The organism is Brachybacterium hainanense, from assembly GCF_042434575.1.
Classification (GTDB): domain Bacteria; phylum Actinomycetota; class Actinomycetes; order Actinomycetales; family Dermabacteraceae; genus Brachybacterium; species Brachybacterium hainanense.
Map to the genome: position 1 here is coordinate 11,913 of NZ_JBHLSV010000029.1, position 24,555 is coordinate 36,467.

The following is a 24,555-nucleotide window of genomic DNA, read 5'->3' on the forward strand; positions in this document are numbered from 1 at the left end:
GGGCGGGATACGGATCACCCCACTCTATCCGCGCACGGCCTACCGCATCTGCGCCTGTCCGATCGAGCTCGTGATCTGCCGCTGGAAGGCGACCATGAGCACGACCAGCGGCAGCATCGCGAGCGTCGTGCCCGCCATCACGAGCGTCCAGTTGCTGTTGTACTGCGACTGCAGGGCGCTCGTCGCGACGGTGATGGTCCGCCAGGCGGGCCCGGAGGTGATCACCAGGGGCCACATGAAGCTGTTCCAGTGGGTGACGATCGTGATCAGCAGGAGGGTCACGAGGACGGGCCGGTTCAGCGGGACGACGAGGTTCCACAGCAGACGCCGGGTGCCGGCCCCGTCGATCCGCATCGCGTCCATGAGCTCCGAGGGCAGGGAGCGGAAGCTCTCCCGCAGCAGGAAGATCGCGTAGGGGGACCCCAGCACGAAGGGGAGCACGAGCGCCCAGAAGGTGTTGCGCAGCCCGGCCTCGCTGAGCATCAGGTAGAGGGGGACGACAACCACGACCTGCGGGACCATGAGCGTCGCGACGTACACCCAGAACAGCAGGTCCCGCCCCGGGAAGCGGAGGAAGGCGAAGGCGTAGGCGGCCAGCACCGAGAGCACCATCTGCCCCGCGAGGATCACCAGCACCATCTGCACGGTGACGACCACCGGGGTGAGGAAGCCGTCCCGGGAGCTCAGCAGGGACCAGAAATTCTCGAAGGTGGCGGGGTCCGGCAGCGACAGCGGGCCCTGCTGCGCGAACTGGCGCGCGGAGGTGAGCGCCGTCAGCACCGAGAACGCGAAAGGGGCCAGGGTGCACGCGGCGGCGAGCAGCAGCACCGCGTAGGTGCCCGCCAGCGCCAGAGAGCGTCGCAGCGTCATGATCGGCCCCTCAGCTCATGTCGTAGGTGATACGCCGGGCGAAGTAGCGCTGCTGCACCACGGTGATCGCCACGAGCAGGACGAACAGGATGACGGCGACGGCGCTCGCCCGACCCAGGCGGCTCGCCCCGAAGGCCTCGTTGTACACCAGGGAGGCGATCACCTCGGTGCGGTGCTGCGGTCCGCCGCCGGTGAGGGCGTAGACCATGTCGAACACCTGGAAGCTCGCCACCACCTGCGTCACGGCGAGGAAGAAGGTCGTCGGGCGCAGCAGCGGCACCGTCATCGACCACAGGATCCGGGCCGGGCCGGCGCCGTCGATCCGTGCGGCCTCGTAGATCGAGGACGGGATGCGGGCCAGGCCCGCGCTGAAGAACAGCGACACGTAGCCGACGTTCTGCCAGACCGCGACGAAGGCGACCGCGGGCAGCGCGAGGCTCGGCGAGGTCAGCCATTCGACACGGAAGCCCAGCAGGGCGTTCAGCGCTCCGTTCGACGGCTGCAGGATCCACGTCCAGACGACGCCGAGCGCGAGCGGAGCGCAGACCCACGGGACCACGACGATCACCCGCACGAGGGAGGAGCCGGGCAGGCCGCGGTCCAGCTGGGTGGCCAGCCCCAGCCCGAGGACGAGCGAGAGCGGGACGGAGATCAGCGTGAACAGGGCCGTCACGGCGAGGGAGTTCAGCAGAGCTCCCCCGCCGATCAGGTCCCGGTAGTTGCCCAGCCCGATGAACTCGCGCGTGCCCAGCAGATCCCAGTCGAACAGCGACACCGCGAAGGCGGCCGCGACCGGGAGCACCAGGAAGCAGGCGACGCCGATCAGGCTCGGCGCCACCAGCAGCCAGGCGAGCAGGGGTCTGCGCATCGGACCTCGTCCTCGGTCGCGCCCGATCAGTCGCGGGTCAGGCGACGGTGCGTCACACGATGCGGGCGCGCCGCGTCCTCGCCCAGGCGCTCGACCTTGTTCTTCTCGTAGGCCTCGAAGTTGCCCTCGAACCAGTGCCAGTTCGCGGGATCCTCCTCGGTGCCCTCATAGGCGAGGATGTGGGTCGCCACGCGATCGAGGAACCAGCGGTCGTGGGAGACGACGACGGCGCAGCCCGGGAACTCGAGCAGGGCGTTCTCCAGGGAGCCCAGCGTCTGCACGTCCAGGTCGTTCGTGGGCTCGTCCAGCAGGAGGACGTTGCCGCCCTGCTTGAGGGTCAGCGCCAGGTTCAGGCGGTTGCGCTCTCCGCCGGAGAGGATGCCCGCCTTCTTCTGCTGGTCCGGGCCCTTGAAGCCGAACTGGGAGACATAGGCGCGCGAGGGGATCTCGACCTTGCCGACCTGGATGAAGTCGAGCCCGTCGGAGACGACCTCCCACAGGTTCTTCTCCGGGTCGATGTTCTCGCGCCCCTGGTCGACATAGCTGATCTTCACGGTCTCGCCGATCTTCAGCTCCCCGCCGTCCAGCTCCTCGAGGCCCACGATCGTCTTGAACAGGGTCGACTTGCCGACGCCGTTCGGTCCGATCACGCCGATGATGCCGTTCGGCGGCAGGGAGAAGCTGAGCCCGTCGATGAGGACGCGCTCGCCGAAGCCCTTCTTCAGGTCCTTCGCGTCGATGACGATGTTCCCCAGGCGCGGGCCCGGGGGGATCGTGATCTCCTCGAAGTCGAGCTTGCGGGTGCGCTCGGCCTCCGCGGCCATCTCCTCGTAGCGGGCCAGACGCGCCTTCGACTTCGCCTGGCGGCCCTTGGCGTTGGAGCGCACCCACTCCAGCTCCTCCTTGAGGCGCTTGGCGAGCTTCGCGTCCTTCTTGCCCTGGACGCTCAGGCGCTCCTCCTTCTTCTCCAGGTAGGTGGAGTAGTTGCCCTCGTAGCCGATCAGGCGGCCGCGGTCGACCTCGGCGATCCACTGGGCGACGTGGTCCAGGAAGTAGCGGTCGTGGGTGACGGCGATGACGGCGCCCTCGTACTGCTGGAGGTGCTGCTCGAGCCACAGCACGCTCTCGGCGTCGAGGTGGTTGGTGGGCTCGTCCAGCAGCAGCAGGTCCGGCTTCTCCAGCAGGAGCCGGCACAGGGCCACGCGGCGGCGCTCGCCGCCGGAGAGGTGGGTGACGCTCTCGTCGCCGGGCGGGCAGCGCAGGGCGTCCATCGCCTGCTCGAGCTGGGAGTCGAGATCCCAGCCGTTCGCGGCGTCGATGTCGGTCTGGAGCTTGCCCATCTCCTCCATGAGGGCGTCGAAGTCGGCGTCCGGCTCGCCCATCTCCTCGCCGATGGCGTTGAAGCGCTGGACCTTGCGGTACAGGTCGCCCATGCCCTCCTGGACGTTCTCGAGCACCGTCTTGTCCTCGTCCAGCGGCGGCTCCTGCAGCAGGATGCCGACGCTGTAGCCGGGGCTGAGCCGGGCCTCGCCGTTGGAGGGCTGGTCCAGGCCCGCCATGATCTTCAGGATCGTGGACTTGCCGGCGCCGTTGGGGCCGACCATGCCGATCTTCGCCCCCGGGTAGAAGCTCATCGTGACGTCATCGAGGATGAGCTTGTCGCCGACGGCCTTGCGGGCCTTGTACATGGTGTAGATGAACTCTGCCACTGCGTGGATCTCCTGGGGGTTCAGAGGTGGAGGGACGTGTCGTGTGGGCTGCGCGGCGCTCGCGCGGGGCCGCGCGCCCGGCCCAGCCTACCCGGGCGGTCAGTCCAGGACGATGCCGCGCCCGGCGAGGACCTCGCGCGCGATCTCGCTGCCATGGCGGACGCCGTCGGGATGCGCCTCGCCGTTGCGGGGCCACAGGTGGGCGTCGATGCCGAGCGCCCGGGCGGCGTCGACGTTGTCCTGCCGGTCGTCGAAGAAGAGGACGCTCCCGGGCACCGCCACACCGCCCGACTCGTGGGCGAGCACGTCCAGCAGGATCCGATAGATCGCGGGCTCGGGCTTGGCGACCCGCTCCTCGGCGGAGATGATCGCGAAGCTCATCGCCTCGAACCAGTCGGCGCGGCGCACCGACTCCCCGAAGGCGGCGGACGCGTTGGACAGCAGCGCGAGGCGCAGGCCGGAGCGGGCCATGTCGTGCAGCAGGGCGCGGGAGAGCGGGTCCAGCCGCAGGAAGTAGCGGTCGTCGACCTCCTGGAGCTCCGCGATCTCCTCCTCGGAGAGGTCCTCGAGCCCCGCCGCCGAGGCCACGCCCCGCCAGTACTCGTCCCGCCCGATCCGCCCCTCGTCATAGGCGGGCCGGCCCTCCCAGACGGCGCGGCGCAGCGTCTCCGCGTCCCCGCCCAGCAGGGCATGCAGGTCGGGCACCGGGTCGTGCCCGGCGGACAGCACGCCGCCGAAGTCGAGGACGACGGTGGGACGGGGCGGGGTGCGGCGCTTGCGGCTCATGAGTCCTCACAGGTGGGAAGGCCGTCCACGGATCCCGTGTCGGCGATGGTCCGGGTGGCGTGCAGCGCCTGGTCGAAGGTGTCCACGCGCACGACCTGCAGGCCCCCCGGCTCGTAGCCGGTGACCTCCTCGCAGTTCGCGCCCGGGGCCAGGAAGAAGTCGGCTCCGGCCTCGCGCGCCCCGACCATCTTCTGGCGGATCCCGCCGATCGCGCCGACGGAGCCGTCCGCGGCGATGGTCCCGGTCCCGGCGATGTCCTTGCCGCCGGGCAGGGCGCCCTCGGTGAGCTCGTCGTAGATGCCGAGCGAGAACATGAGCCCCGCGCTCGGGCCGCCGATGTCCCCGACCGCGAGATGCACGTCGAAGGGGAACTCGTAGCCGTCGGCGAGGACGATGCCCATGCGCGTCGCCCCGTCCACGACGGCCGTGGGGACCGACAGCTCCCGCTCCTGCCCGTCGCGGCGGACGGTCACGGCGAGGGGTTCCCCGGGGGGCGCCGCCGCGGTGAGCTCCTGGTATCCGGCGATGTCCGGGGCGCTCCTGCCGGCGATCGCGAGGATCTCGTCCCCGCTCTCGAGGACGCCGGAGGCCGGGGCATCGGCCTGCAGACCGGCGACGACGACGGTGCGCTCGTAGTCGATGCCGAGCTCGTCCAGGGCGACGGCGACCGCGCCCTGCTGGGAGGTGCTCATCTGCACGGAGTTCTCGAGGGCCACGTCCTCGCGCGTGCTCCCCTCGGGGAACAGCACCTCGCGCGGGTACACGGCCCGGGTGCGGTCGAACCAGGCCATCATCACCTGCGCGGGGGTCACCGTGAACCCGGGCCCGCCGTCGACGGAGACCGTCGTCATCATGAGCCGCCCCTGCGAGGGGAAGGTCTCGTGCCCCGTGGCCGTGATGATGTCCGCGTCGTCGTACCGGCCCAGCACATCGATCGCGGGCCCCGGCTGCTCGATCACGTACGGGACGGGGATCAGCGATCCGCCCACCATGAGGGCGACCAGAGCCGCTCCGCTCGCGAGCGCGGTGCGCGGATGCGCGAACTGGGCGCGCCGCAGCACCTCCTCGCAGGCGGCGGCCAGGCGGCCCCGCGGGCGCGGGGGCGCATCGGGGACAGGGGCAGGGGCGTCAGGCACCGGACCATTGTGCCAGGCGGCCCCGGTCGCGCCCACAGCGAACACCGAGCGGGCGGCCAGCTCCCCCGGCGACGGCCTGGATAGGCTCAGGGCATCCGCGATCCCCAGCAGGAGGTACCCCGATGGCGTCCGACGACATGTCCCGCGATCCGCAGGAGGAGGCGCTGCGCCGCCTGCTCGAGGAGGCGTTCGGGGGGGCGCTCCCGCCCGAGGCCCTCGAGGGGATGGACCTCGGGGAGCTGGCGCGGCAGGCGAACCTGCCGACCGACCCGAACCAGCTGCGCGCCGCGGCCGCGCAGATGCAGCATCTCTTCGCCCAGGGCGGGGACGGCCCGGTGAACTGGAAGCTCGCCGGCGACCTCGCCCGGCAGACCGCCATGGGCGTGCAGCGCCTGCCCGGGCAGGAGGCGCCGGCCGGCTCCCCCGGCGATCCGACGCCGTCCCCCGAGCAGGTCCGCGCGCTGCGCGAGGCCTCCCAGATCGCCTCGCTATGGCTGGGCGCCGTGATGGACTTCGACGTGCCCGCGCAGGAGCTGGATGTGTGGGGCCGCGCGACCTGGGTGCATCGGACCCTGCCGCGCTGGCAGTCGACGGTCGAGCCGGTCGCGAAGTACATGGCGGGGGCGATCGGCGATGCGATCACGGCGCAGATGCAGGGGTCCGGCATGGCGCTTCCCGGGGATCCGGCGCAGATGATGGAGCGCATGGGCGGGACCCTGTTCGGCATCCAGTTCGGGCAGGCCATCGGCTCGCTGGCGCGCGAGGTCGCCGGCGGCTCGGATCTGTCGCTCCCGCTGGGCCCCGAGGGCCGGCCCGCCCTGGTCGCCGCGAACGTCGAGGACTTCATCGCCGCGCAGTCCCTGGACCCCGCGGCCGCGAGGATCTTCCTCGCCTCCCGCGAGCTCGCCCACACCGCCCTGTTCACCGCCGCGCCCTGGCTGGGCCGCACCCTGTTCGCCGCGATCGAGGACTACGCGCGCGGCATCACCCTGGATCTCGATGCGCTCGACGAGATGGTGCGCGGGCTGGACCTGTCCGATCCGGAGTCCCTCCAGGCCCACCGGCCCGAGGACCTGTTCGTCTTCACCCGCCGCGCGGCGCAGGAACGGGCGCTCGAGGAGCTCGCGACGACCCTCGCCCTCGTGGAGGCCTGGGTCGATCACGTGACCACGCGCGCGCTCACGGGGAAGCTCCCGCAGGTCGAGGCGATGCGCGAGGTCCTGCGCCGTCGTCGTGCGAGCGGCAGCCCGGCCGAGGGCATGCTGGCCCGGACCGTGGGCATCGAGCTGCGCCCGCGCCGGGTGCGCGAGGCCCTCGCCTGGTGGGAGAGCGTCCTGGCGACAGAGGGCGAGGCCGGCCGCGAGGCGCACTGGGCGCATCCGGACCTGCTGCCCGGCGTCGACGTGCTGGCGGGGACACCGCAGGCGCCCCGCCCGGCCGAGGCCGCCACCGCGGATCTCGCCGATGCGGCGCTGCCCGAGGACTTCGATGCCGAGCTCGAGAAGCTCCTCTCCGGCGAGGACGGCGATGCGCCGCAGCAGGACGAGCCGGGCGATGAGCGTCCCTGAGGCGCTCGCGGAGCTCGCGGCGGCACGCTCCCCCGCGATCGACGAGACGCTGCGGGCCCGCTTCGGCGCGCTGCTCGAGGCGGAGCCGCGGCTCCTGCACCGCGACGGCGGCCCCGGACACATGACGGCCAGCGCCTTCGTCGTCGATGCCCCCGGGGAGCACGTGGCGCTGCTGTGGCATCGCAAGGGCGGCTTCTGGGTGCAGCCCGGCGGTCATGTCGAGGAGGACGAGACGAGCTTCGAGCGCGCCGCCCGCCGCGAGGTCGCCGAGGAGATCGGGCTCGCGGGGCTGCAGCGCCTGGGCCCGGGACCGGCGATGCTGCACCATCACGGGCTCGACGCCGCCTTCGGCAGCTGCCGGGAGCACTTCGACGTGCAGTTCCTGCTGCGCGCCCCGGCACCCGCCGCGCAGCTCCCCCTCGCGCCGAGCCCGGAGAGCCCCCGGGTCTGCTGGGCGCGCTGGGAGGAGTACCCCGCGGGCACGGTCGCGGACATCGTCCCGACCCTGCGCCGGCTGCGGCCCGTGGTGCGGGAGCTGATCGGCTGAGGCTCAGGCCTGCGCGGCCTCGGGGACGTCGTCCTCGAGCCCGAGGTCCCAGCTCTGGGCGTGCGAGACCCCGTCGAGGAACCCCATCGCCCTCTCCATGCGCGGATAGCGCCGGGTGAGAGCCTGGAAGTCGGGACCGTGCCCGGGGACGAACAGATGCGCGAGCTCGTGCACGAGCACCGCCTCGACCACGTAGGAGGGCATGCCCTGCAGCCGATGCGAGAGGCGGATCGTCCTCTCCGAGGGGGTGCAGGAGCCCCAGCGGCGGTTCTGCCGCGTCGACCAGGTCACCGCGGCGGGATGAGCTCTGCCCTCGAAATGCGCGACGGAGAGCTCCTGCGCGAGGTGCTGCAGATCCTGGTCCGTGCTGCCGCGCGAGGTCCGGGCCGCCTCGGAGCGGCCGAGGCGCTCGAGCATCCGGTCGACCCATTCGCGCTCCTCGCGCCGGCTGAAGGAGGCGGGGATCGCGACGACGAGGTCGCCGTCCCGCCGGGTGATCGAGACGCTGCGGCGGCGACGGGCCGAACGCCGTACGAGGACGCGCTCCCCGCGGGGCCCGGTGCGCTCGCTCAGGCATGTCTGGGCGGTGGTGCGTGGCATGCTCCCAGACTCGCAGAAAAAAGTTGCCCGTGCGTGTCGTCCACAGCTGTGCACGGCTGCCCGTGCACGTCAGAGGCCCCCGGGTCGGATGCGTCCCCGTATCATCCACAGGTGCGCCCACCGTCGCCCACCGTCTTTCCACACAGATCGAGCACTTGTCCACAGCGTCGGGGAGATCCGCCTTTGACCGCCGTCCCCCCGAGGCACTAGGTTCGCTGAGAAGTGAGGCCCCGGGATAACTAGCAGACGCACACGGGGAAGGTGCGCGTGGTGCTGAGCGCCCCCGGGGCCTCGCCCGGACTGCCGCTCCGCACGGTTTCCGGCACTCACGGTCGTGGTCCGTCGCGCGCACTTCCCCCGCTCCTCGAGCATCCTCTCCCGAAGCGCGCGACGGGCCCCCGGCCCGCCTCCCCGGATTCGTGAGGACCCCTCCGACCCCGTTAGAGTGGACCGACCCCGCTCGGCGCGGGCGGCGCAGCAGGTGCTGGTCGCGCGAGCCCACTGAAGGAGATTGCATGGCTGACGAGAAGTACGCAGGGGAGTTCTACTGCGTGAAGTGCCGCGAGAAGCGCGAGGCCGAGGGCGACGTCGTCGTCTCGAACGGTCGGCGCATGGCGAAGGCCGTGTGCCCCGAGTGCGGCACCAAGCTCAACCGGATCCTCGGCAAGGCCTGAGACGTGGGGAAGGGGCGGGACACCATCGGTGTCCCGCCCCTTCTGCATGCGATCACGCCGCGGCGTTCTTGCGGGGGCGGCCGCGGCCGCGCTTGACCGCGATCACGCGGCCGTCGGCGAAGATCTCGCCGCCCCAGACGCCCCACGGCTCACCGCGCATGACGGCGCCCTGGAGGCACTCCTGGCGCAGCGGGCAGTCGGCGCAGAGCTTCTTGGCCTGCTCGAGCTCGGCAGGCCGCTCGGAGAAGTAGAGGTCCGCGAGGTCGCGGCGCTGGCAGGGCAGCCCGTCGAAGGCGGGGACCTGTGCGGATGCGGGTGCGGAGGAAGTATGGGTGAGGACGTTCGTCATCGTCTCGCTGCTTCAGAGTCGTCGTTGTCGGAGGGTTCGGCTGCGGTGCCGCCCACTCCGGGCTGAGGCAGGGCCTCAGATCAGCATCAGTGGGTGCACACCAGGGGGCGCTTGTTCCGGAAGCGCGGCAGCTGCACGGCGCGCACGAAGGCGCCGAGGGTGTCGCCGTAGGGACCGGATTCGGCCTCGATATTCCTGTCGATCACAGCGACACCTCCTTTCTGGCTGCGCGCTCCGGTGCCCCGGACCACGATGCGGACGATGAACGAGAGCAACTCTACATGGTCTTCCCGACCGCGCCAATCTTTTTTCTACCTGGGGTTTTGCCGATCCGGACGGTGCTTCTCGAGCAGCGCGAGGATCTGCGAGCCCTCGGCCTCCCGGGCCACGGCACCGGCCCCGGGGATGCGCACCAGCTCCGCGGCATCCTGCGGATCGCGCTCCGCGATCGCCTCGAGCGCGGCATCGGTCAGCAGGGAGTGCGGCGGGATGCGCAGCTGCCCGGCACGGCCGCCGCGCCAGCTGCGCAGCGCGTCCAGCAGCTCCTCGGGATAGCTGGGCGGGCAGGTCTCGTGACGACCGATGCGGGACTCGTGCGGGGTCGCGAGCCCGCCGCGGCAGACGCGGCACACCGTGTGGACGCTCGCGCTGCGGCGGCCCGTGCGTCGGGCGCTCGCCCCGGCGCTCTGCGGAGCCGCCGGGTGATCCTCCACGCCGTCGAGGAAGCGGCTGGGCTTGCGGGATCCCCGGGATCCGGGGGTGCGGGCCGCGGCCCAGGACACCGTCAGCAGATCCCGTGCCCGCGTGAGCGCGACGTACAGCAGGCGGCGCTCCTCCTCGATCTCCGCCGCGGTCTGCGCCATCGAGATCGGCAGCAGCCCGTCGCTCGCGCCGATCAGCCAGACCGCGGACCACTCGAGACCCTTCGCGGCGTGCACGGAGGCGAGGGTCACGCCGTCGACCTCGGGGGCGCTCTGCGCCTCCGCCCGCTCCTCGAGCTCGCGCACGAGCTGCGGGAGGTCCGCGCCAGGACGGGCCAGCACCGTGTCGGCCAGGTTCACGAGGGCGTTGAGCGAATCCCAGCGCTCGCGCACGGCGCCGCTCGCAGCAGGGGGCTCCGCCGCCCACCCCTGCTGCCCGAGCACGTCGCGGACCATGCGCGCAGGATCCTCGGCCTCGAGCCGGGCCGCGGCACGCAGCGCCATCACCCCGCGGCGCACCTCCTGCCGCTCGAAGAAGCGATCCCCTCCGCGGACCAGGTATCCGATCCCCCGCCCCGTCAGAGCCTCCTCCACCGCCTCGGACTGGCTGTTCGTCCGGAACAGGACGGCCATGCCGGAGGCCGGATGCCCCTCGGCCATGCGCGCCGCGATCCGCTCCGCGACGCCCTCTGCCTCGGCCACGTCGTCGGCGTAGGTCTCGATCACCGGCACCGGTCCGGTCTCGCGCTGGGAGACGAGGGTGAGACGGTGCTCGCGGGTGCGTCCGCGGGCCCCGTCGAGCACGGTGTTGGCCAGGCGCACGATCTGCGGGGTGGAGCGGTAGTTGCGCTCGAGGCGGATCGTCTGCGCGCCGCGGAACTCGCGGCCGAAGTCCAGCAGGAAGGACGCCCTCGCGCCCGCGAAGGTGTAGATGGTCTGGGCGGCGTCGCCGACCACGCACAGATCCGTGCTGGGGCCCAGCCACAGACGCAGCAGGGCGTGCTGGAGGGTGGAGACGTCCTGGTACTCGTCGACCACCAGATGGCGGTACTGCGCGCGGACCTCGCGGGCGACATCGGCCCGCTCGGAGAGGAACCCGACCATGTGGAGCAGGACGTCCTCGAAGTCGAGCACGCTCCTCTCCTTCTTGACCTCCTCGTACTGCGCGAGGATCCGGGAGATCGAACGGGCGCCGAAGCCCGCGACGCCCGGGCGGCGGGCCCGCTCGGCCGCCTCCGGGTAGTTCTCCGGGGTGAGCATCGAGACCCGGGACCACTCCACCTCCGCGACGACGTCCCGCAGAGCCGCCCGGTCCACGCTCATGTGCAGGCGGGCGCACGCCTCCGCCACCCCCGCGAACTTGTTCGGCATGATCTCGGGCATCGGCCCGCCCACCACGCGCGGCCAGAAATGGCGCAGCTGACGCAGCGCCGCGGCGTGGAAGGTGCGCGCCTGCACAGCCGGAACCCCCAGGTCCCGCAGGCGGGCGCGCATCTCCGCGGCGGCCTTCGCCGTGAACGTCACGGCGAGGACGTGGCGCGGGTTCAGCTGGCCGGTCGCGACGCCGTAGGCGATCCGGTGCGTGATCGCCCGGGTCTTGCCCGTCCCGGCGCCGGCGAGCACGCAGACCGGCCCGCCGAAGGCGCGGGCCACCTCGCGCTGCTCAGGGTCGAGGCCCGCGAGGATCGAGTCCGCGGAGGTGCTGGGGTCGGGGATGCTCTGGTTCATCGCCTCCCAGTGTGCCAGCGGGGCCCGACGGACGGATGCTCAGGCCGCGGGCAGCTCCCCGCCGTACCAGTCCTCGATGAGCGCCCGGCCGATCGAGGATCCCGCGGGCACCTCGATCTCCCCGTCCGCCAGCGCCGCGGCGAGCTCCTCGCGGGAGAACCAGCGCGCCTCGGCGAGCTCGCCGTCCTGCAGGCGGAGCCGCTCCGGATCCGCGACCCAGGCGCGGTACCCGATCATCAGCGACCGGGGGAAGGGCCAGGGCTGCGAGCCGATGTACTCGAGCTCGGTCACCGCGAGGGAGACCTCCTCGTGGACCTCTCGCACGACGGCGTTCTCGAGGGTCTCCCCCGGCTCGACGAAGCCCGCCAGCACCGAGTGGAAGCGACTGCGGAAGGCGGCGTTCCGCGCCAGCAGCAGGCGGTCCTGCCCGTCGCGCACCCCCATGATCACGGCGGCATCGGTGCGCGGGAAGTGCTCGGAGCCCTCGACGGTGCAGCGCAGCACCCAGCCGCCCGTGGTGGGCTCGAGCAGCGCCCCGCAGGCCGGGCAGAAGCGAGTGGTCCGATGCCAGGTCGCCATCGCGCTGGCCGTCAGCGCGTAGCTCGCGGTGACGGGGTCCAGGCGCGGCGCGACCTGCCGGATGTCGTGCATCTCGCGCCCCGGGTCCTCCAGCTCCGGTCCCGGCTCGGGATCCTCCGCCGCGATGATCCGCATCCCGTCCAGCCGCCCCAGATACACCAGGGGGTTCTGCACGCCGATCCGCGGGTCGCGGGTCTCGAGCGCCAGCTCGAGACGACCGCCCTCGCCCTCGCGCAGGCTCACCGATCCCGCACGGGTGACCAGATAGCGGGCGTCCTCCCCCGCATCGAGGATCCCGTCCCCCGTCCGGCGCAGCGCATCCCGGTCGGGGCCGAAGTGCGTCAGGGGCGTCATGAGCTGGGTTCCACGCATCGTCACCATGGCGGCAAGCCTACGCGGAGCCCGGAGCCGCGGACGGTACGGTGAACGGGTGCGACGCAATCCTTACGCCCTCGCCGCCGTGGCGGCAGCCGCCGTCCCCGGCATGGTCCCGGTCTCGACGGTCCCCATCGCGACGCCTGCGGAGGACCTCGAGGTCGCCGGGGTCACCGGGGAGGACGGGCGGCGCGTCATCGTCGCCTGCCCCGTGACGGCCGCGGCCGGCGCCGAGCTGGAGAAGTCGGTGCGGGTCGCGGACTCGCTCTCGGGATCCGATCTGCGGGATCTCGTGCCCGAGGTGCTGGGGTTCGTGACCCTCCCGGAGGGCGGCCGCGCCGCCGTGACCGCCGCCCCCGAGGGCGTCCCCCTCATGTTCGACCGGCTCGCGTCGGACCGGAGCCTCGCCGCCTCCCTGGGCGCGACCCTCGCCCGGATCCACTCCCTGCGCGGCTACGCGGCGGAGGCGACCGGGGTGGAGTCCTTCAGCGCCGCGGCGCTGCGCGCCATGCACCGGTCCCAGGTCGCGCGGCTGCGCGCGGCGCAGCACCTGCCCGCGGCGGTGTCCCAGCGCTGGGTGCGTCTGCTGGAGGACGACGAGCTGTGGGACTTCACCCCGGTGTTCACGCATGCCGATCTGTCGGAGGAGGCGCTGTTCGCCCGCGAGGGCCGGATCAGCACGGTCCAGGGCTGGGCCTCGGCACGGATCGGGGACCCCGCGACGGACCTGGCCTGGCTGGTGGCGGCCCTGGACGCCGAGGCCTTCGACGACCTCTACGCCGCGTACGTGGAGCGTCTGGCCGTGCGCCCGCATCCGCGGCTGCTCGAGAGGGCGCAGGCGGTGGGCGAGTTCGCCGTCGGGGACTGGCTCCTGCACGGGCTCGACGCGGAGGACCCGGAGATCGTCGAGGATGCCCGCGGCATGCTCGCCGACCTCGAGGCGGACCTCGCGCAGCTGGCCCGCGACGAGGCGGAAAAGGCCTTCGACGCCCTGCGGGGCGACCGGGCCGGGGACGAGGACGATCAGCCCGAGGACGACCGTCCCCTCGAGGCGGACGGGACCCGCTGAGGCGCGGAGGGGTCGAGCATCGCCAGCAGCTCCTCCGTCTCCGGGTGGTCCTCGACCCAGAGGGTGCGCCCCTCGGCGACGTAGTGGAAGGCCGTGCGGATCCGCGCGAGCGGCATGCCCGTCTGCTCGTGCCACGCCAGCCGGTACACGGACAGCTGCAGGGCCTTCGCCGCGCGGCGTGAGGGCGGCGGGACCCGGCCCGTCTTCCAGTCCACGATGATCACGCCCGGTCCCGCCGGGGTCTCCTCCTCGTAGACGGCGTCGATCACCCCTCGCACGCTGAGCGGACCGATGCGCGTGGTCACCGGATGCTCGACCGCCACCGGGGTCCGTCCCGCCCAGGGCGAGGACTCGAAGGCCTCGCGCAGGGCGGCGAGGTCCCCGGGTCCGGCCAGCTCGTCCTCCTCCGCGGCGGGGAGATCCAGGAGGTCCTCGAGGTCCAGGAGGGTGCCCCCGGCCAGATGCCCCTCGAGCCAGGAGTGGAAGGCCGTGCCGCGGCGGGCCGAGGCGGCCGGCGGGCGCGGCACGGGACGCAGCAGATCGAGCGCGGCGCCCGCCGGGTCCTGGGCGCGGCGGACGATCTGGCTCGCCGACAGACGCACCGGCGAGTGCACGCTCGCGGCCTCCCTCCGGGCCGCGAGATCCGCCAGCACGCGACGGGCCGCCTCGGCCAGCGGGTCCTCCTCCGGCACCTCCTCGAGCTCGCCCGCCCGGGCCCGGGCGAGCAGCTCCCGCGCCGCGGCGACCCGCTGCTCGGGAGCACCCGGCTCCGGCGGCCAGGACTCCACGAGAGCGGCGGCCTCGAGCGGATTCTGCTCGGGCACGTCCTCCCGCACCTGGAACGGCCCGGGGACGACGGGCAGGGCCTCGGCGAGATAGCGGGAGCGGGGGCGAGGCCGGGCGAGGCCCTGCCTCCACGCCGCGGAGGTCAGCAGCAGGCTGCTGCGGGCCCGCGTCACGGCGACGTACATGAGCCGGCGGTCCTCCGCCAGGCCCGCGGCCCCCTCCTCCTCCTGGTACTCCTGGATCAGGGCCTCCGCATCGACCTGCGTGTCCGCCTCCGCCCAGCGCAGCTGCGGGAGGATGTCCGCGTCCCCGCGCAGGGAGGAGGGCACGGCGGCATCGGCCAGGGGCCCCAGCCAGCCGCTCGCCGCGACCCGCACCCGGCCGTCCTCCCCCGTCTTCGCGCGACGCAGGTCGTAGCTGGGAACCCCTCCCTCCACGAGACCGGCGACCGCGACGAGGTCCCATTCCAGCCCCTTGGCGGAATGCATCGTGATGAGGGTGACAGCCGCGGGATCCGGGTCGACCTCCCCGGCGGTGACGGCCAGCCCGGCCTCCTTGTCCTCGCTGATGTCGAGCAGGGCGAGGAACGGGCCGAGGCCCGGATGGCGCGCGCTGCGCTCGAACTGCACGGCGTAGCTGCGGAAGGCCTCGAGATCCGCGAGCGACGCGCCGGCGGCCATCTGCTCCAGGTCGAGGCCGAGCGCGCGCACCGCTGCGGTGACCAGGTCGCCCAGCGGCACGGCCAGCCGCCGGCGCAGGGAGCGCAGCAGCTCCTGCAGGTCGCGCAGCCGCGCGCGGGCCGCGTCGCTGAGGCGGCGGCCCTCGGGATCGGTCCAGTCCCGGGGCGGGAGATCGTCGAGGGCGTCGACGAGGCCCACCGCGTCGACGTCGTCGCGCGCGGCCGGGTCGGTGCGCCGACGCGCCCCCTGCCGGTCCCGCCAGCGCCCCAGCACCGCCACGTCCCGGGCGCCCAGCCGCAGGCGCGGTCCGGCGAGCAGCCGCATGAGGGAGTCCCCGCGGCCCGGGTCGTGGACGCATTCGAGCAGGGCCCGGACGTCGGCGACCTCCGGCCGGTGCAGCAGTCCGCCGAGCCCGACGATCTCGACGGGCAGGCCCGCGGCCTCGAGCTCCTCGGCGAGGACGGGGATCTGGCGGCGCGCGCGGACCAGGACGGCGGCGGTGGGCACGGCATCCTCGGCGCTGCCGTCGTGCTCGCCCCGGCGGGCATGGATCCAGGCGGCGATCGCCCGCGCCTCGCCGCGCTCGTCAGCCGCCTCGTGCGTCCAGACAGCCCCCTCCCCGGCTCCGGGACGGGGCCGCAGCTGCGGGATCTCGATGCCGACGGAGGCCTCCCTCAGGGGCGCAGCGATCCGATTGGCGACCGCCAGCGGCGCCCGGTCGTTGCGCCAGGACGTCGACAGGGTGCGCTGGAGGACGGGCGCCCGCGGGGACGAGAACGCGCGGACGAAGCCGGAAAGGCTCGCGGCCGAGGCTCCGCGCCAGCCGTAGATCGCCTGCTGGGGGTCCCCGACCGCGCAGGTGGCGTGCCCGGGGCCGAACAGTCCCGCGAGCAGCTCGAGCTGGGCCACGGACGTGTCCTGGAACTCGTCCAGCAGCACGACCCGGTGCAGGTCCCTGGCCAGGTTCCCCGCGGCGGGGACGGTCCGGGCGATGCGTGCCGCGATCGTCACCTGGTCGGCGAAGTCCAGGGCCCCCTGCTCGTGCCGGATCTCCGCGAAGCGCTCGAGCAGCGGGACCAGGGCGCGGCGCGCGTCGAGGGCGGCGATCGCGTTCGCGACGGCCTTGGGCGTCGTGCGTCGGCGGCCCTCGACCTGCAGCGGGATCTGGTCGAGGTGCTCGCGGATCCGGGCCAGCTCGGCGTCCAGCTGAGCGGGTTCGAGGAGATGGTCCGCGAGCGAGCTCGTCAGCGAGATGAGCGCCGCGGTGATCGAGGCCGGGGAGGCGTCGAGGTCGAGCGTGTCGTCCCAGCCCTCGACGATCTCGTGGGCGAGCTGGAAGGAGGCCGAGGGCGACATCATCGTGAAGTCCGGGGTCAGCCCCGCGGCGAGCGCATGCTCGGTCACCTGGTCCAGGGCGAAGCCGTTGTAGGTGTGGACCAGGGGCCGCTGGCCCACGAGCTCGTCCTGCCCGCGCACGAGCCCCGGGGGCAGCGCCATGCCCTCCCGCTCGAGGGCGTCGGCGAGCGTCGACAGGCGGACGCCGATCCGCTCGCCGAGCTCGTGGGCGGCCTTGCGGGTGAAGGTCAGCCCCAGCACCTGGCGGGGCTGGACCAGGCCGTTGGCGATCAGCCACACCACCCGGGCGGCCATCGTCTCGGTCTTGCCGCTGCCGGCTCCGGCGACGACGAGCATCGGGGCGAGCGGGGCCTCGATCACGGCGGCCTGCTCCGGGGTGGGCGGGTGCTGCCCCATGAGAGCGGCGAGGTCCAGGGCGCCGAGGCGCGGGAGGCGGTCCGTGCTCACAGCTCCGCTCCTTCCGGGAAGAGAGGGCAGCTCCGCCGCACGCTGCAGCGGTCGCAGTGGGCGGTGCGGCGGGCCTGGACCCGGCTGCCGCGCAGATCCGCGGAGACGTCCGCGACGACGGCGTCGAACCAGGCCGGGTCCTCCGCCTCCTGCAGGGCGCGCTGATCGCGGATCGCGGGTCTGGCCGAGGGCGTGCCGAGGTAGACGAGGGAGGCTCCGGCGCTCCGTGCGCGTCCGCCGAGCGCCTCGTCGAGGGCCCCCTCGCGCAGGGCCGCCTGGTACGCGGCCAGCTGCAGGTCCTCCTGCGCCTTCGCCGCCGTCTTGGCCTGTCGCCCCGTCTTGAGGTCGACGATCCGAGCGGCCTGCGCCGTGCCCTCGATCCGGTCGACCGCCCCGCGCAGGACGACGTCGCCGAGCTGCACCTCGAAGGGGGCCTCGATCGCGAGCGCCGGGGCCGCGGAGGAGAGATAGGCGACCAGGGTGCGGGCGGCGGCATCGGCCTGGCGCAGGCTGCGGCGTCCCGACCAGGTCTGCTCGAGGCCGAGGGGTCGCAGCAGTCGGTGCAGCTGCGCGAGCAGATCGGGGATCCCCGCCTCGGGGACTCCGGCGGGGTGCTCCTGGGCGAGGGCGTGCACACCCGTCCCGATCGCCTGGGCGGGGCCGGCCTCGGGTGTGCCGCCGGAGCGCTCGAGCAGCCAGGCCCGCGGGCAGTCCGCGGCGCGCTCGAGGGCCGAGGGGCTCAGCCGCAGCAGGGAGCCCTCCTCCGCGATCGGGGCTCCGGTGCTGGGCTCCTGGTGGTACCAGCGGTCGGGATCGGTGCCGTCGACCTGCTCCTGGGCGAGACGTGCCAGGAGCACGGCGGCGCGTTCGCGCCGGGTGGGGTCCTCTCCCGTCAGCTGGGCGCGCAGCACCGCGACGAGGCGCCGCGCGTCGGGGGCGGGACCGGGATCGGCCCGCAGGCGCGCCGGGTCGACCCAGCTCGTTCCCGCGGACCTCTCGAGCGCGTCGAGGAGCGCCGAGGGGCTGAGCTCCCCGCCGTCGACCGCCGTCACGAGGACCCGGTCGCGCGCGCGGCTGAGGGCGACCACGGCCAGCCGGATCTCGTCGGCGATGACGATCTCGCGCTGCACGGCCCGCAGCGCGGCCGCCTCGAGCCCCGGGTCCGGCTGCTCGAGCTCGAGGGAGAGCTCCGCGGCGCCCATCAGGGTCGAGCGCAGGCGCGTGTTGGGCCATGATCCCTCCTGCACGCGGGCGAGGACCACGATCTCGCGCTCATGGCCCATCAGCTGTGCGGGGGTGAGGATGCTGACCCGGCCGCGGGGCTCCGCCCGCTGCGCGAGGGTGTCCTCCGCGATGGCCGATGCGCGCACATGGTCGATGAACACGAGCGCATCGGCCTCGGGACGGCGGTCGGTGAAGCGGTCCGCCGCGGCGAACAGGGCGGTGACGGCGTCGAGACGGTGCGCCGTCAGCCGGGCGCGGGCGTCGTCGGCGCGGTCCTCCGCGCCGAGCGCCGCGGTCCTCCAGCCCTCGGCGACGCCGGCCGCGTCCCAGGCCGCCCACAGCGCATCGGTCGCGGCGGGCTCGGGGCCGAGCTCCGCGACCGCCGCGATCATGCGTCGGAGCCGATGCACGGGGGCGGCCGCCCGGTCGCGCTCCTCGGGAGCGGGCAGGCCCGGCACGTCTGCGCCGATCACGGCCCGGGCGAGCAGGGAGATGCTCGGGACCGGGTCCTCGCCCTCCGCGGCGCGCTCGCGGCGCGCATCCAGCAGGAGGCGACGGATCCGGCGCAGCCGCAGGGCGTCCGCGTCTCCGAAGGGACCGCGCAGGAGCGACATGGCCTCCTCGCCCGCGAGCGCGTCGCCGGTCGCGGCGAGCTCGACGATGCGCAGCAGGTCGGTCACGACGCGCTCCTCGCGCAGGGGGCGCAGACGCGTCGAGGTCGACACCGGGAGGTCCTGGCGCTGCAGCAGCTCGGCGACCTCGTCGACGACCCCGCCCGAACGGCAGACGACCGCCATCTCGTCGTAGGGGATGCCCTCGCTGTGGTGGAGGTCCCGCAGCACCGCGGCGATCAGCTGCGCCTCCTCGAGGGGGTCCGCGGCCCGCAGCACGGCGAGGCTCCCGTCCTCGCCCTGCCGAGGGGGACGGCGCAGGGCAGGCGGCGCCCCGGCGCGCGGGAGCCGGGCGCGGAGGTCGTCGCAGGCGCGCTGGACGGCGCCCCGGCCGCGGCGGCGCGCGGGCAGGACGACCTCCGCGCCGAGCGCGAGCCGCGTCCCGGCCTCGGGCACCGATCCGCGGAACGTGTCGACCGCGAGGTCAGGACAGGAGGTGGCCAGGACCGGCACGCCGAGCGCGTGGATCCGCCGCACGAGGGCGACGCCCGCCGCGGTGAGGTCCTGGACGTCGTCGACCACGAGGGCGGGACCGGGGCGCCGCTCGAGAAGCCGGGCGGCGGTGCGGACGATGTCGCCCGAGTCCAGGCGCGGGCCCGCGTCCAGCGCCGTCGTCTCCTGCAGAGCCAGGACCTCCCGATAGCTTCCGAGCAGCGCGGCGGCGTCGCACCAGGCCGGGCGGCCGCGCCGGCGGCCGAGCTCCGCGAGCTCCGCGGGGCCGAGGCCGAGCTCGCTCGCGCGGGTGATCAGCTCACGCAGCTCGGTGCGGAAGCCGGGCAGCGCGCGGGTGGCGGCGTCGAGCTCGAGATGCCATGGCTCGTGCACGGCGATCAGCTCCGCGAGCAGGGCGTCCTGCTCCGCTCCCGTGACCAGGCTCGGCTCTCCGCGCCCGCGGGAGAGGGCATCGGCGCGCACCAGGGCGAAGGCGAGGGCGGCGGGCGTGGAGACCCGCACCGTCCCCGCGGCCCCGGCGAGGGCGACCGCGTCCCGCAGCGGGGCGGCGGTCCCGCGCCGCGGGGACAGCAGCAGCACCGGCTCGGCGGCCCCGCGGGCCTCGCCCGCACAGGCGAGCGCCGCGCTCAGCGCGAGGGTCGTCCGGCCGCTCCCGGGTGCGCCGTGCACGAGCACCGACCCTCCCGATCGCAGCAGATCGCAGGCCTCGCGCTGTGCGGGATCCAGGTCCGCGCCCTCCCGCGGCCGCGGGAGCCGGCTCAGGTCCGGGTCCAGCAGGCGCACGGCCGCCGCGGCCTCCGTCCCACCTCCTCGTCTCATGCCCCCATCCAATCGCATGGCCCGGACATCCGAGGTCCGGCCCGCCTAGACTGGGAGCATGACCACCCGGAGAATGCCCAGGGAGCAGCGTCGCGCCCAGCTCCTCGCGATCGCGGCCGAGCACTTCAGCGAACACGGCTTCCAGGGCACCTCGATGGACGACGTCGCCCGCGCGGCCGGGGCGACCAAGCCGGTGGTGTACCAGCATTTCGCCTCCAAGGAAGCCCTGTACCTCGCCGTGCTCGAGCAGCGGGCCGCGGTCGTGCACGCGGCGATCGACGCGCTGGGCGCGCACACCGGGCCCCCTCTCGAGCGCGTCGAGTCGGGTCTGCGCACCTTCTACCGGCTCACGGCGACAGGCACCCCGCTGCGCCTGTTCCTGGGCGAGGAGCTGGTCTCCCTCGCCTGTGCGGAGCGCGTCGGAGAGCTGCTGGACGCGATGGCTCTGCGGCTCGCGCGGCTGCTGATGACCTATCGCGAGCTCGACGACGTCGAGGCGCGCGTGCTGGGCCGGTCCCTCATCTCCGCCGCGCAGAACTGCGCCCGGCTGATCGGCCAGGACGCGACGCCGGAGCGGGAGGACGAGGTGATCGCCATCGTGGCCCGGCTGCTCACCGAGGGGCTGTCGGGCTTCCGCGCCGTCCCCGTGCCCTGAACCGCTTCTCCCCTGCGCGAACAGGGATCATGCCCCGGCCCGACCTCCGCGCCGGCGGGCTAGACTCGCGCCGTACCCGACTCCCTTCCGGAAGGTCCGTCCACCATGGAGATCCGCATCGGCATCCAGCACTCCCCGCGCGAGCTCGTCATCGAGATCGACGAGCCGATCGAGCACACGCTCGAAGCCCTCACGGATGCCGTGAACGCCGGCACCGTCGCCTCCCTGCGCGACGCCAAGGGCCGCACCCTGCTGGTCCCGGGCGCGAAGGTCGCCTATGTCGAGGTCGCCGCGCAGGAGCAGCGCCGCGTCGGATTCCTCGGCTGAGGACGACGAGCCCGGACGAAGCGGACCCGCTCCCGCTGACCGTCGATGAGGCAGAACGCTGGTCCTTCTGTCTCATCCACGGTCAGCGGCTCCGGGACGACGAACGCGTGGCTCAACCACGGCCAGCGGCTGGTGCCAGGTCCGTGGCGTGCCTCGGCGACGGTCATCACCCGCATCACCGCCGCGGTCCTCGTCCGCGGCTGATACGCGCGTGACGCACGCCCCTGGGGCCGGACCCGCCCGGGCCGCAGGGGATACAGTGAGGGTGCAGACCCATATCAGAGAGATGAACTGTGCCCGAAACCACCCCGCACATCGATGAGGCCGAGTCGGCCTCTCCCGCCGTCGAGCAGAGCTCCGGCACCCCCGCCCCGACCTTCGCCGACTTCGACGTCCGCCCGGACATCGTCGAGTCCCTGGCGAAGAAGGGCATCATCCACCCGTTCCCGATCCAGGCGATGACCCTCCCGGTCGCCCTGCGCGGCCGCGACATCATCGGCCAGGCCAAGACCGGCACCGGCAAGACCCTCGGCTTCGGCATCCCGATGCTGCAGAGCGTCGTCGCCCCCGGCGAGGACAACCCGCAGGACCGTCCGGTCGGAAAGCCGCAGGGCCTCGTCGTCCTGCCGACCCGCGAGCTGGCCGTGCAGGTCGCCCAGGACCTCCAGGACGCGTCCCTGACCCGTCCGGTGCGGATCCTCACCGTCTACGGCGGCCGCGCCTACGAGCCGCAGATCGAGGCCCTCGAGACGGGCGTCGAGATCGTCGTGGGCACTCCGGGGCGCCTGATCGACCTCATGCGGCAGAAGCACCTGGACCTGTCCCAGGTGCGCACGGCCGTGCTCGACGAGGCCGACGAGATGCTCGACCTGGGCTTCCTCGAGGACATCGAGAAGCTGCTCAGCGCCGTGCCGACCGCCCGGCAGACGATGCTGTTCTCCGCGACGATGCCCGGGCCGATCATGGCCCTGGCGCGCCGCTTCATGTCGCAGCCCACGCACATCCGCGCCCACGACCCGGGCGACGAGTCGCGCACCAAGGCGGACATCACCCAGGTCGTCTACCGCGCCCACCAGCTCGACAAGATCGAGGTCCTCGCCCGCATCCTGCAGGCGCGGGGCCGCGGTCTGACGATCGTCTTCATGCGCACCAAGCGCGAGGCCGACCGGGTGGCCGGAGATCTCCAGGGCCGCGGCTTCGCGGCCGCGCCGCTGCACGGGGACCTGGGCCAGGGAGCCCGGGAGCAGGCCCTGCGCGCCTTCCGCAACGGCAAGGTCGACGTGCTCATCGCGACCGATGTCGCGGCCCGCGGCATCGACGTCACCGACGTCACCCATGTCATCAACTGGAACTGCCCGGACGACGACAAGACCTACCTGCATCGCACGGGCCGCACCGGCCGCGCGGGCAAGAAGGGCACCGCCGTCACCTTCGTGGACTGGGAGGACCTCGCGCGCTGGTCGCTGATCGCGCGTCAGCTGGGCCTCGAGACGACCGAGGCGGTGGAGACCTACTCGACGTCCGAGCACCTGTACGCCGACCTCGACATCCCGAGCGGCACCAAGGGCACGCTGCCCCGGGACAAGCGCGTCCGCGAGGGCCTCGAGGCGGAGGAGATCGAGGACCTCGGCGGGCCCGACTCGGGGCGGGGTCCCCGCGAGGGCGGCCGCGGCGGACGTGGCGGCCGCGAGGGGCGCGGCGGCGGTCGCGGCGGACGTCCCGACGCCCGTGGCGAGAAGCGTCAGGAGGGCGAGGCCGCCGCGGAGGAGCGTCCGCGGCGGAACCGGTCGCGCACGCGCACCCGCCGGGTCAACGGCGAGGTCGTCTCCTCCGGCGAGTCCGCCGGTCCGGATGCCGGCGGCGACAGCGGCAGCGGCGAGAAGCGCTCGGGCTCCCGCGGCCGTCGCCGCTCGCGCGGCGGCCGGGGCCGCGGCGGCGCCTCCGAGGCCTGATCCCGGCGACGAGTGCCGCGTGAGGAGCCGGATCCCGAAGGATCCCGGCTCCTCACGCGGCACTCGTCGTTCCCGGCCGCCTCAGGCGACGAGCATGCCCCAGTCGGCGAGGAAGGCGCGGATCGCGTCGAAGATCATCTGCGTCGAGATCGCGGCGAGGAGCACGCCGGAGATGCGGGTCACCAGGGTGACGCCGCCCTTGCCGAGGACCTTCGCGATCCCGCCCGAGAAGCGCATGAACACGTACATCATGACCGCGATCCCCAGCAGGGCCAGGACGATCGCGCTCACGTGGGTGATCCGGCCGTCCGTGCGCTGCACGAAGAGCATCATCGCGACGATCGCTCCGGGGCCGCCCAGCAGCGGTGTGCCCAGCGGCACGAGGGCCACGTTCACGCCCTCGGAGGCCGCCATCTCGTCCTCCTTGCCCGTCAGCAGCTGCAGGGCGATGAGCAGCAGGAGCAGGCCTCCGGAGAACTGCAGGGCCGGCAGGGAGATGTGCATGTAGGACAGGATGAACTGGCCGAACAGCGCGAACCCGCCGATGATCAGAAGGGCGACGCCCACCGCGACCAGCGCCGCGCGGGACCGCTGCCTGACGGTCATCGAGCCCGTGAGGGCCATGAAGATGGGGATCGTCCCCGGCGGGTCGACGATGACGAAGAGGGTGACGAAGACTTCCGCGAGAAAGCGGAGATCCACCAGGTTCACGGATGGAAGACCTCGGTTTCGCTCGTGGCGCGATCAAGGAGCGCGGAGAGGACAGCCGGACTGGTGAGGTTCTCCCCCAGCCGGTTGGGTTTGCCTGCGCCATGGTAGTCGCTCCCCCCGGTGATCAGGAGCCCGTGCTCCTGCGCATAGGCGCGCAGCCGCTCCCGCTCGACCGCATCGTGCTCGCGGTGCTCGACCTCGATCGCGGCGAGCCCCGCCTGCGTCATGCGCTCCAGCAGGTCCACCGGCACCGCGCCCTCGCGCATCCCGGAGGCGGGATGCGCGGCGATCGCGACCCCGCCCGCCTCCACGATCGCGCGCACCGCGGTGTCCGGAGCCGGGGCGTAGTAGGGCACGTAGTAGGGGCTCGAGGGAGCCAGCAGCCCCGCGAAGGCGGCGCTGCGATCGGCGACCACGCCGCGCGCGACGAGGGCGTCGGCGATGTGCGGCCGGCCCACGGTCGTGTCCGCCGCGGCGAGCTGCTCGAGCACGTCGTCCCAGCCGACCGGATGGTCTCGGCCGATCCGGTCGACCATGGCGCGGGCCCGCCGCGTCCGGGACTCCCGGGCGCGGCGCAGCTCCGCGGCGAGCGCCGTGCCCGGCGAGGGGTCCACGAGCAGCGCGAGGATATGCACGCTGAGGCTCCCGTGCTCGGCGGAGACCTCGATCCCGGGGATCACCGCGACCCCGCTCCCCCGCGCAGCCGCGCGGGCGTCGTCCCAGCCCGCCGTGGTGTCGTGATCGGTCAGGGCGATCATGTCGAGACCCGCCTCGCGCGCCTCGCGCAGGAGCTCCGGCACGCTCGAGGTGCCGTCGGAGAACGTGGAATGGGTGTGCAGGTCGATGCGCGCCGCCTCCGGGATCCTCGCCCCGCCGCTGCGCGTGCTGCTCGATTCTTCGCCCATACGCCCCACA

General features: G+C 73.5%; 20 protein-coding genes. 7 read left to right on the forward strand and 13 right to left on the reverse strand.

Translation table 11 applies throughout. The features are described from left to right. Positions 1-39: 39 nt before the first annotated feature. From ACFFF6_RS17435 to ACFFF6_RS17455, 5 genes are all read right to left on the reverse strand, one after another. Positions 40-870: a carbohydrate ABC transporter permease gene (locus ACFFF6_RS17435; RefSeq protein WP_376982769.1), complete on the reverse strand. Its 831-nt coding sequence runs from the start codon at positions 868-870 to the stop codon at positions 40-42. A 10-nt stretch (positions 871-880) separates the two neighbouring features. Then, positions 881-1,738 carry a carbohydrate ABC transporter permease gene (locus ACFFF6_RS17440; RefSeq protein ID WP_376982770.1) on the reverse strand — a complete coding sequence of 286 codons (858 nt, stop codon included), beginning with the start codon at positions 1,736-1,738 and terminating at the stop codon, positions 881-883. A 26-nt stretch (positions 1,739-1,764) separates the two neighbouring features. Further along, complete coding sequence (gene ettA / locus ACFFF6_RS17445) at positions 1,765-3,447, reverse strand: energy-dependent translational throttle protein EttA (RefSeq protein WP_376982771.1); 1,683 nt, start codon at positions 3,445-3,447, stop codon at positions 1,765-1,767. 99 nt (positions 3,448-3,546) lie between these two features. Further along, positions 3,547-4,233, reverse strand: coding sequence for an HAD family hydrolase (locus ACFFF6_RS17450; RefSeq protein ID WP_376982772.1), 687 nt, complete (start codon positions 4,231-4,233; stop codon positions 3,547-3,549). Next, positions 4,230-5,369 (reverse strand): YlbL family protein, encoded by a 1,140-nt coding sequence (locus tag ACFFF6_RS17455; RefSeq protein WP_376982773.1) that lies wholly within the window; start codon positions 5,367-5,369, stop codon positions 4,230-4,232. Before ACFFF6_RS17455 ends, ACFFF6_RS17450 begins: the two co-directional genes overlap by 4 nt. Before the next feature lie 122 nt (positions 5,370-5,491). Here ACFFF6_RS17455 and ACFFF6_RS17460 point away from each other — a divergent pair, with 122 nt between their 5' ends. Together ACFFF6_RS17460 and ACFFF6_RS17465 are read left to right on the forward strand one after the other, a co-directional pair. After that, positions 5,492-6,937 (forward strand): zinc-dependent metalloprotease, encoded by a 1,446-nt coding sequence (locus ACFFF6_RS17460; protein ID WP_376982774.1) that lies wholly within the window; start codon positions 5,492-5,494, stop codon positions 6,935-6,937. Beyond that, positions 6,924-7,484 carry an NUDIX hydrolase gene (locus tag ACFFF6_RS17465; protein ID WP_376982775.1) on the forward strand — a complete coding sequence of 187 codons (561 nt, stop codon included), beginning with the start codon at positions 6,924-6,926 and terminating at the stop codon, positions 7,482-7,484. Before ACFFF6_RS17460 ends, ACFFF6_RS17465 begins: the two co-directional genes overlap by 14 nt. 3 nt (positions 7,485-7,487) lie before the next feature. Here ACFFF6_RS17465 and ACFFF6_RS17470 read toward each other — a convergent pair whose 3' ends face one another. Next, a complete protein-coding gene (locus ACFFF6_RS17470) occupies positions 7,488-8,084 on the reverse strand; it encodes a M48 metallopeptidase family protein (protein WP_376982776.1) in 597 nt (198 codons plus the stop codon). A gap of 515 nt (positions 8,085-8,599) precedes the next feature. Here ACFFF6_RS17470 and ACFFF6_RS17475 point away from each other — a divergent pair. Beyond that, positions 8,600-8,758 (forward strand): DUF5679 domain-containing protein, encoded by a 159-nt coding sequence (locus ACFFF6_RS17475; RefSeq protein ID WP_198025429.1) that lies wholly within the window; start codon positions 8,600-8,602, stop codon positions 8,756-8,758. 52 nt (positions 8,759-8,810) lie between these two features. Here ACFFF6_RS17475 and ACFFF6_RS17480 read toward each other — a convergent pair whose 3' ends face one another. The 3 genes from ACFFF6_RS17480 to nudC form a co-directional block, all read right to left on the reverse strand. Then, complete coding sequence (locus ACFFF6_RS17480; protein WP_376982777.1) at positions 8,811-9,107, reverse strand: WhiB family transcriptional regulator; 297 nt, start codon at positions 9,105-9,107, stop codon at positions 8,811-8,813. 311 nt (positions 9,108-9,418) lie between these two features. After that, positions 9,419-11,536, reverse strand: a complete 2,118-nt coding sequence (locus tag ACFFF6_RS17485) for an ATP-dependent DNA helicase UvrD2 (RefSeq protein ID WP_376982778.1) — start codon at positions 11,534-11,536, stop codon at positions 9,419-9,421. A gap of 39 nt (positions 11,537-11,575) precedes the next feature. Beyond that, complete coding sequence (gene nudC, locus ACFFF6_RS17490; protein ID WP_376982779.1) at positions 11,576-12,496, reverse strand: NAD(+) diphosphatase; 921 nt, start codon at positions 12,494-12,496, stop codon at positions 11,576-11,578. A gap of 49 nt (positions 12,497-12,545) precedes the next feature. Between nudC and ACFFF6_RS17495 the strand changes: the two genes are divergently transcribed. Further along, positions 12,546-13,559 carry a phosphotransferase gene (locus ACFFF6_RS17495; protein WP_376982780.1) on the forward strand — a complete coding sequence of 338 codons (1,014 nt, stop codon included), beginning with the start codon at positions 12,546-12,548 and terminating at the stop codon, positions 13,557-13,559. Here the strand turns inward: ACFFF6_RS17495 and ACFFF6_RS17500 are convergent. Beyond that, a complete protein-coding gene (locus tag ACFFF6_RS17500; protein ID WP_376982781.1) occupies positions 13,514-16,828 on the reverse strand; it encodes an ATP-dependent helicase in 3,315 nt (1,104 codons plus the stop codon). The two genes, ACFFF6_RS17495 and ACFFF6_RS17500, sit on opposite strands and share 46 nt — an antisense overlap. Then, positions 16,825-19,995, reverse strand: a complete 3,171-nt coding sequence (locus tag ACFFF6_RS17505; protein ID WP_376982782.1) for a PD-(D/E)XK nuclease family protein — start codon at positions 19,993-19,995, stop codon at positions 16,825-16,827. The genes ACFFF6_RS17500 and ACFFF6_RS17505 overlap by 4 nt, the downstream gene beginning before the upstream one ends. Positions 19,996-20,053: 58 nt before the next feature. On the opposite strand from ACFFF6_RS17505, the gene ACFFF6_RS17510 reads away from it, so the two are divergent. The 3 genes from ACFFF6_RS17510 (at position 20,054) to ACFFF6_RS17520 (ending at position 22,929) form a co-directional block, all read left to right on the forward strand. After that, positions 20,054-20,650, forward strand: a complete 597-nt coding sequence (locus tag ACFFF6_RS17510; RefSeq protein WP_376982783.1) for a TetR/AcrR family transcriptional regulator — start codon at positions 20,054-20,056, stop codon at positions 20,648-20,650. Positions 20,651-20,755: 105 nt separating this feature from the next. Continuing rightward, positions 20,756-20,977 (forward strand): DUF3107 domain-containing protein, encoded by a 222-nt coding sequence (locus ACFFF6_RS17515; protein ID WP_376982784.1) that lies wholly within the window; start codon positions 20,756-20,758, stop codon positions 20,975-20,977. A gap of 293 nt (positions 20,978-21,270) precedes the next feature. After that, positions 21,271-22,929 (forward strand): DEAD/DEAH box helicase, encoded by a 1,659-nt coding sequence (locus ACFFF6_RS17520; RefSeq protein ID WP_376982785.1) that lies wholly within the window; start codon positions 21,271-21,273, stop codon positions 22,927-22,929. 81 nt (positions 22,930-23,010) lie between these two features. Here the strand turns inward: ACFFF6_RS17520 and ACFFF6_RS17525 are convergent, their stop codons facing one another. Both ACFFF6_RS17525 and ACFFF6_RS17530 read right to left on the reverse strand, forming a co-directional pair. Further along, entirely contained in the window at positions 23,011-23,640 is a 630-nt protein-coding gene (locus ACFFF6_RS17525) for a MarC family protein (RefSeq protein WP_376982786.1), read from the reverse strand. Beyond that, positions 23,637-24,545 carry a PHP domain-containing protein gene (locus ACFFF6_RS17530; RefSeq protein WP_376982788.1) on the reverse strand — a complete coding sequence of 303 codons (909 nt, stop codon included), beginning with the start codon at positions 24,543-24,545 and terminating at the stop codon, positions 23,637-23,639. The genes ACFFF6_RS17525 and ACFFF6_RS17530 overlap by 4 nt, the downstream gene beginning before the upstream one ends. Positions 24,546-24,555: the final 10 nt, after the last annotated feature.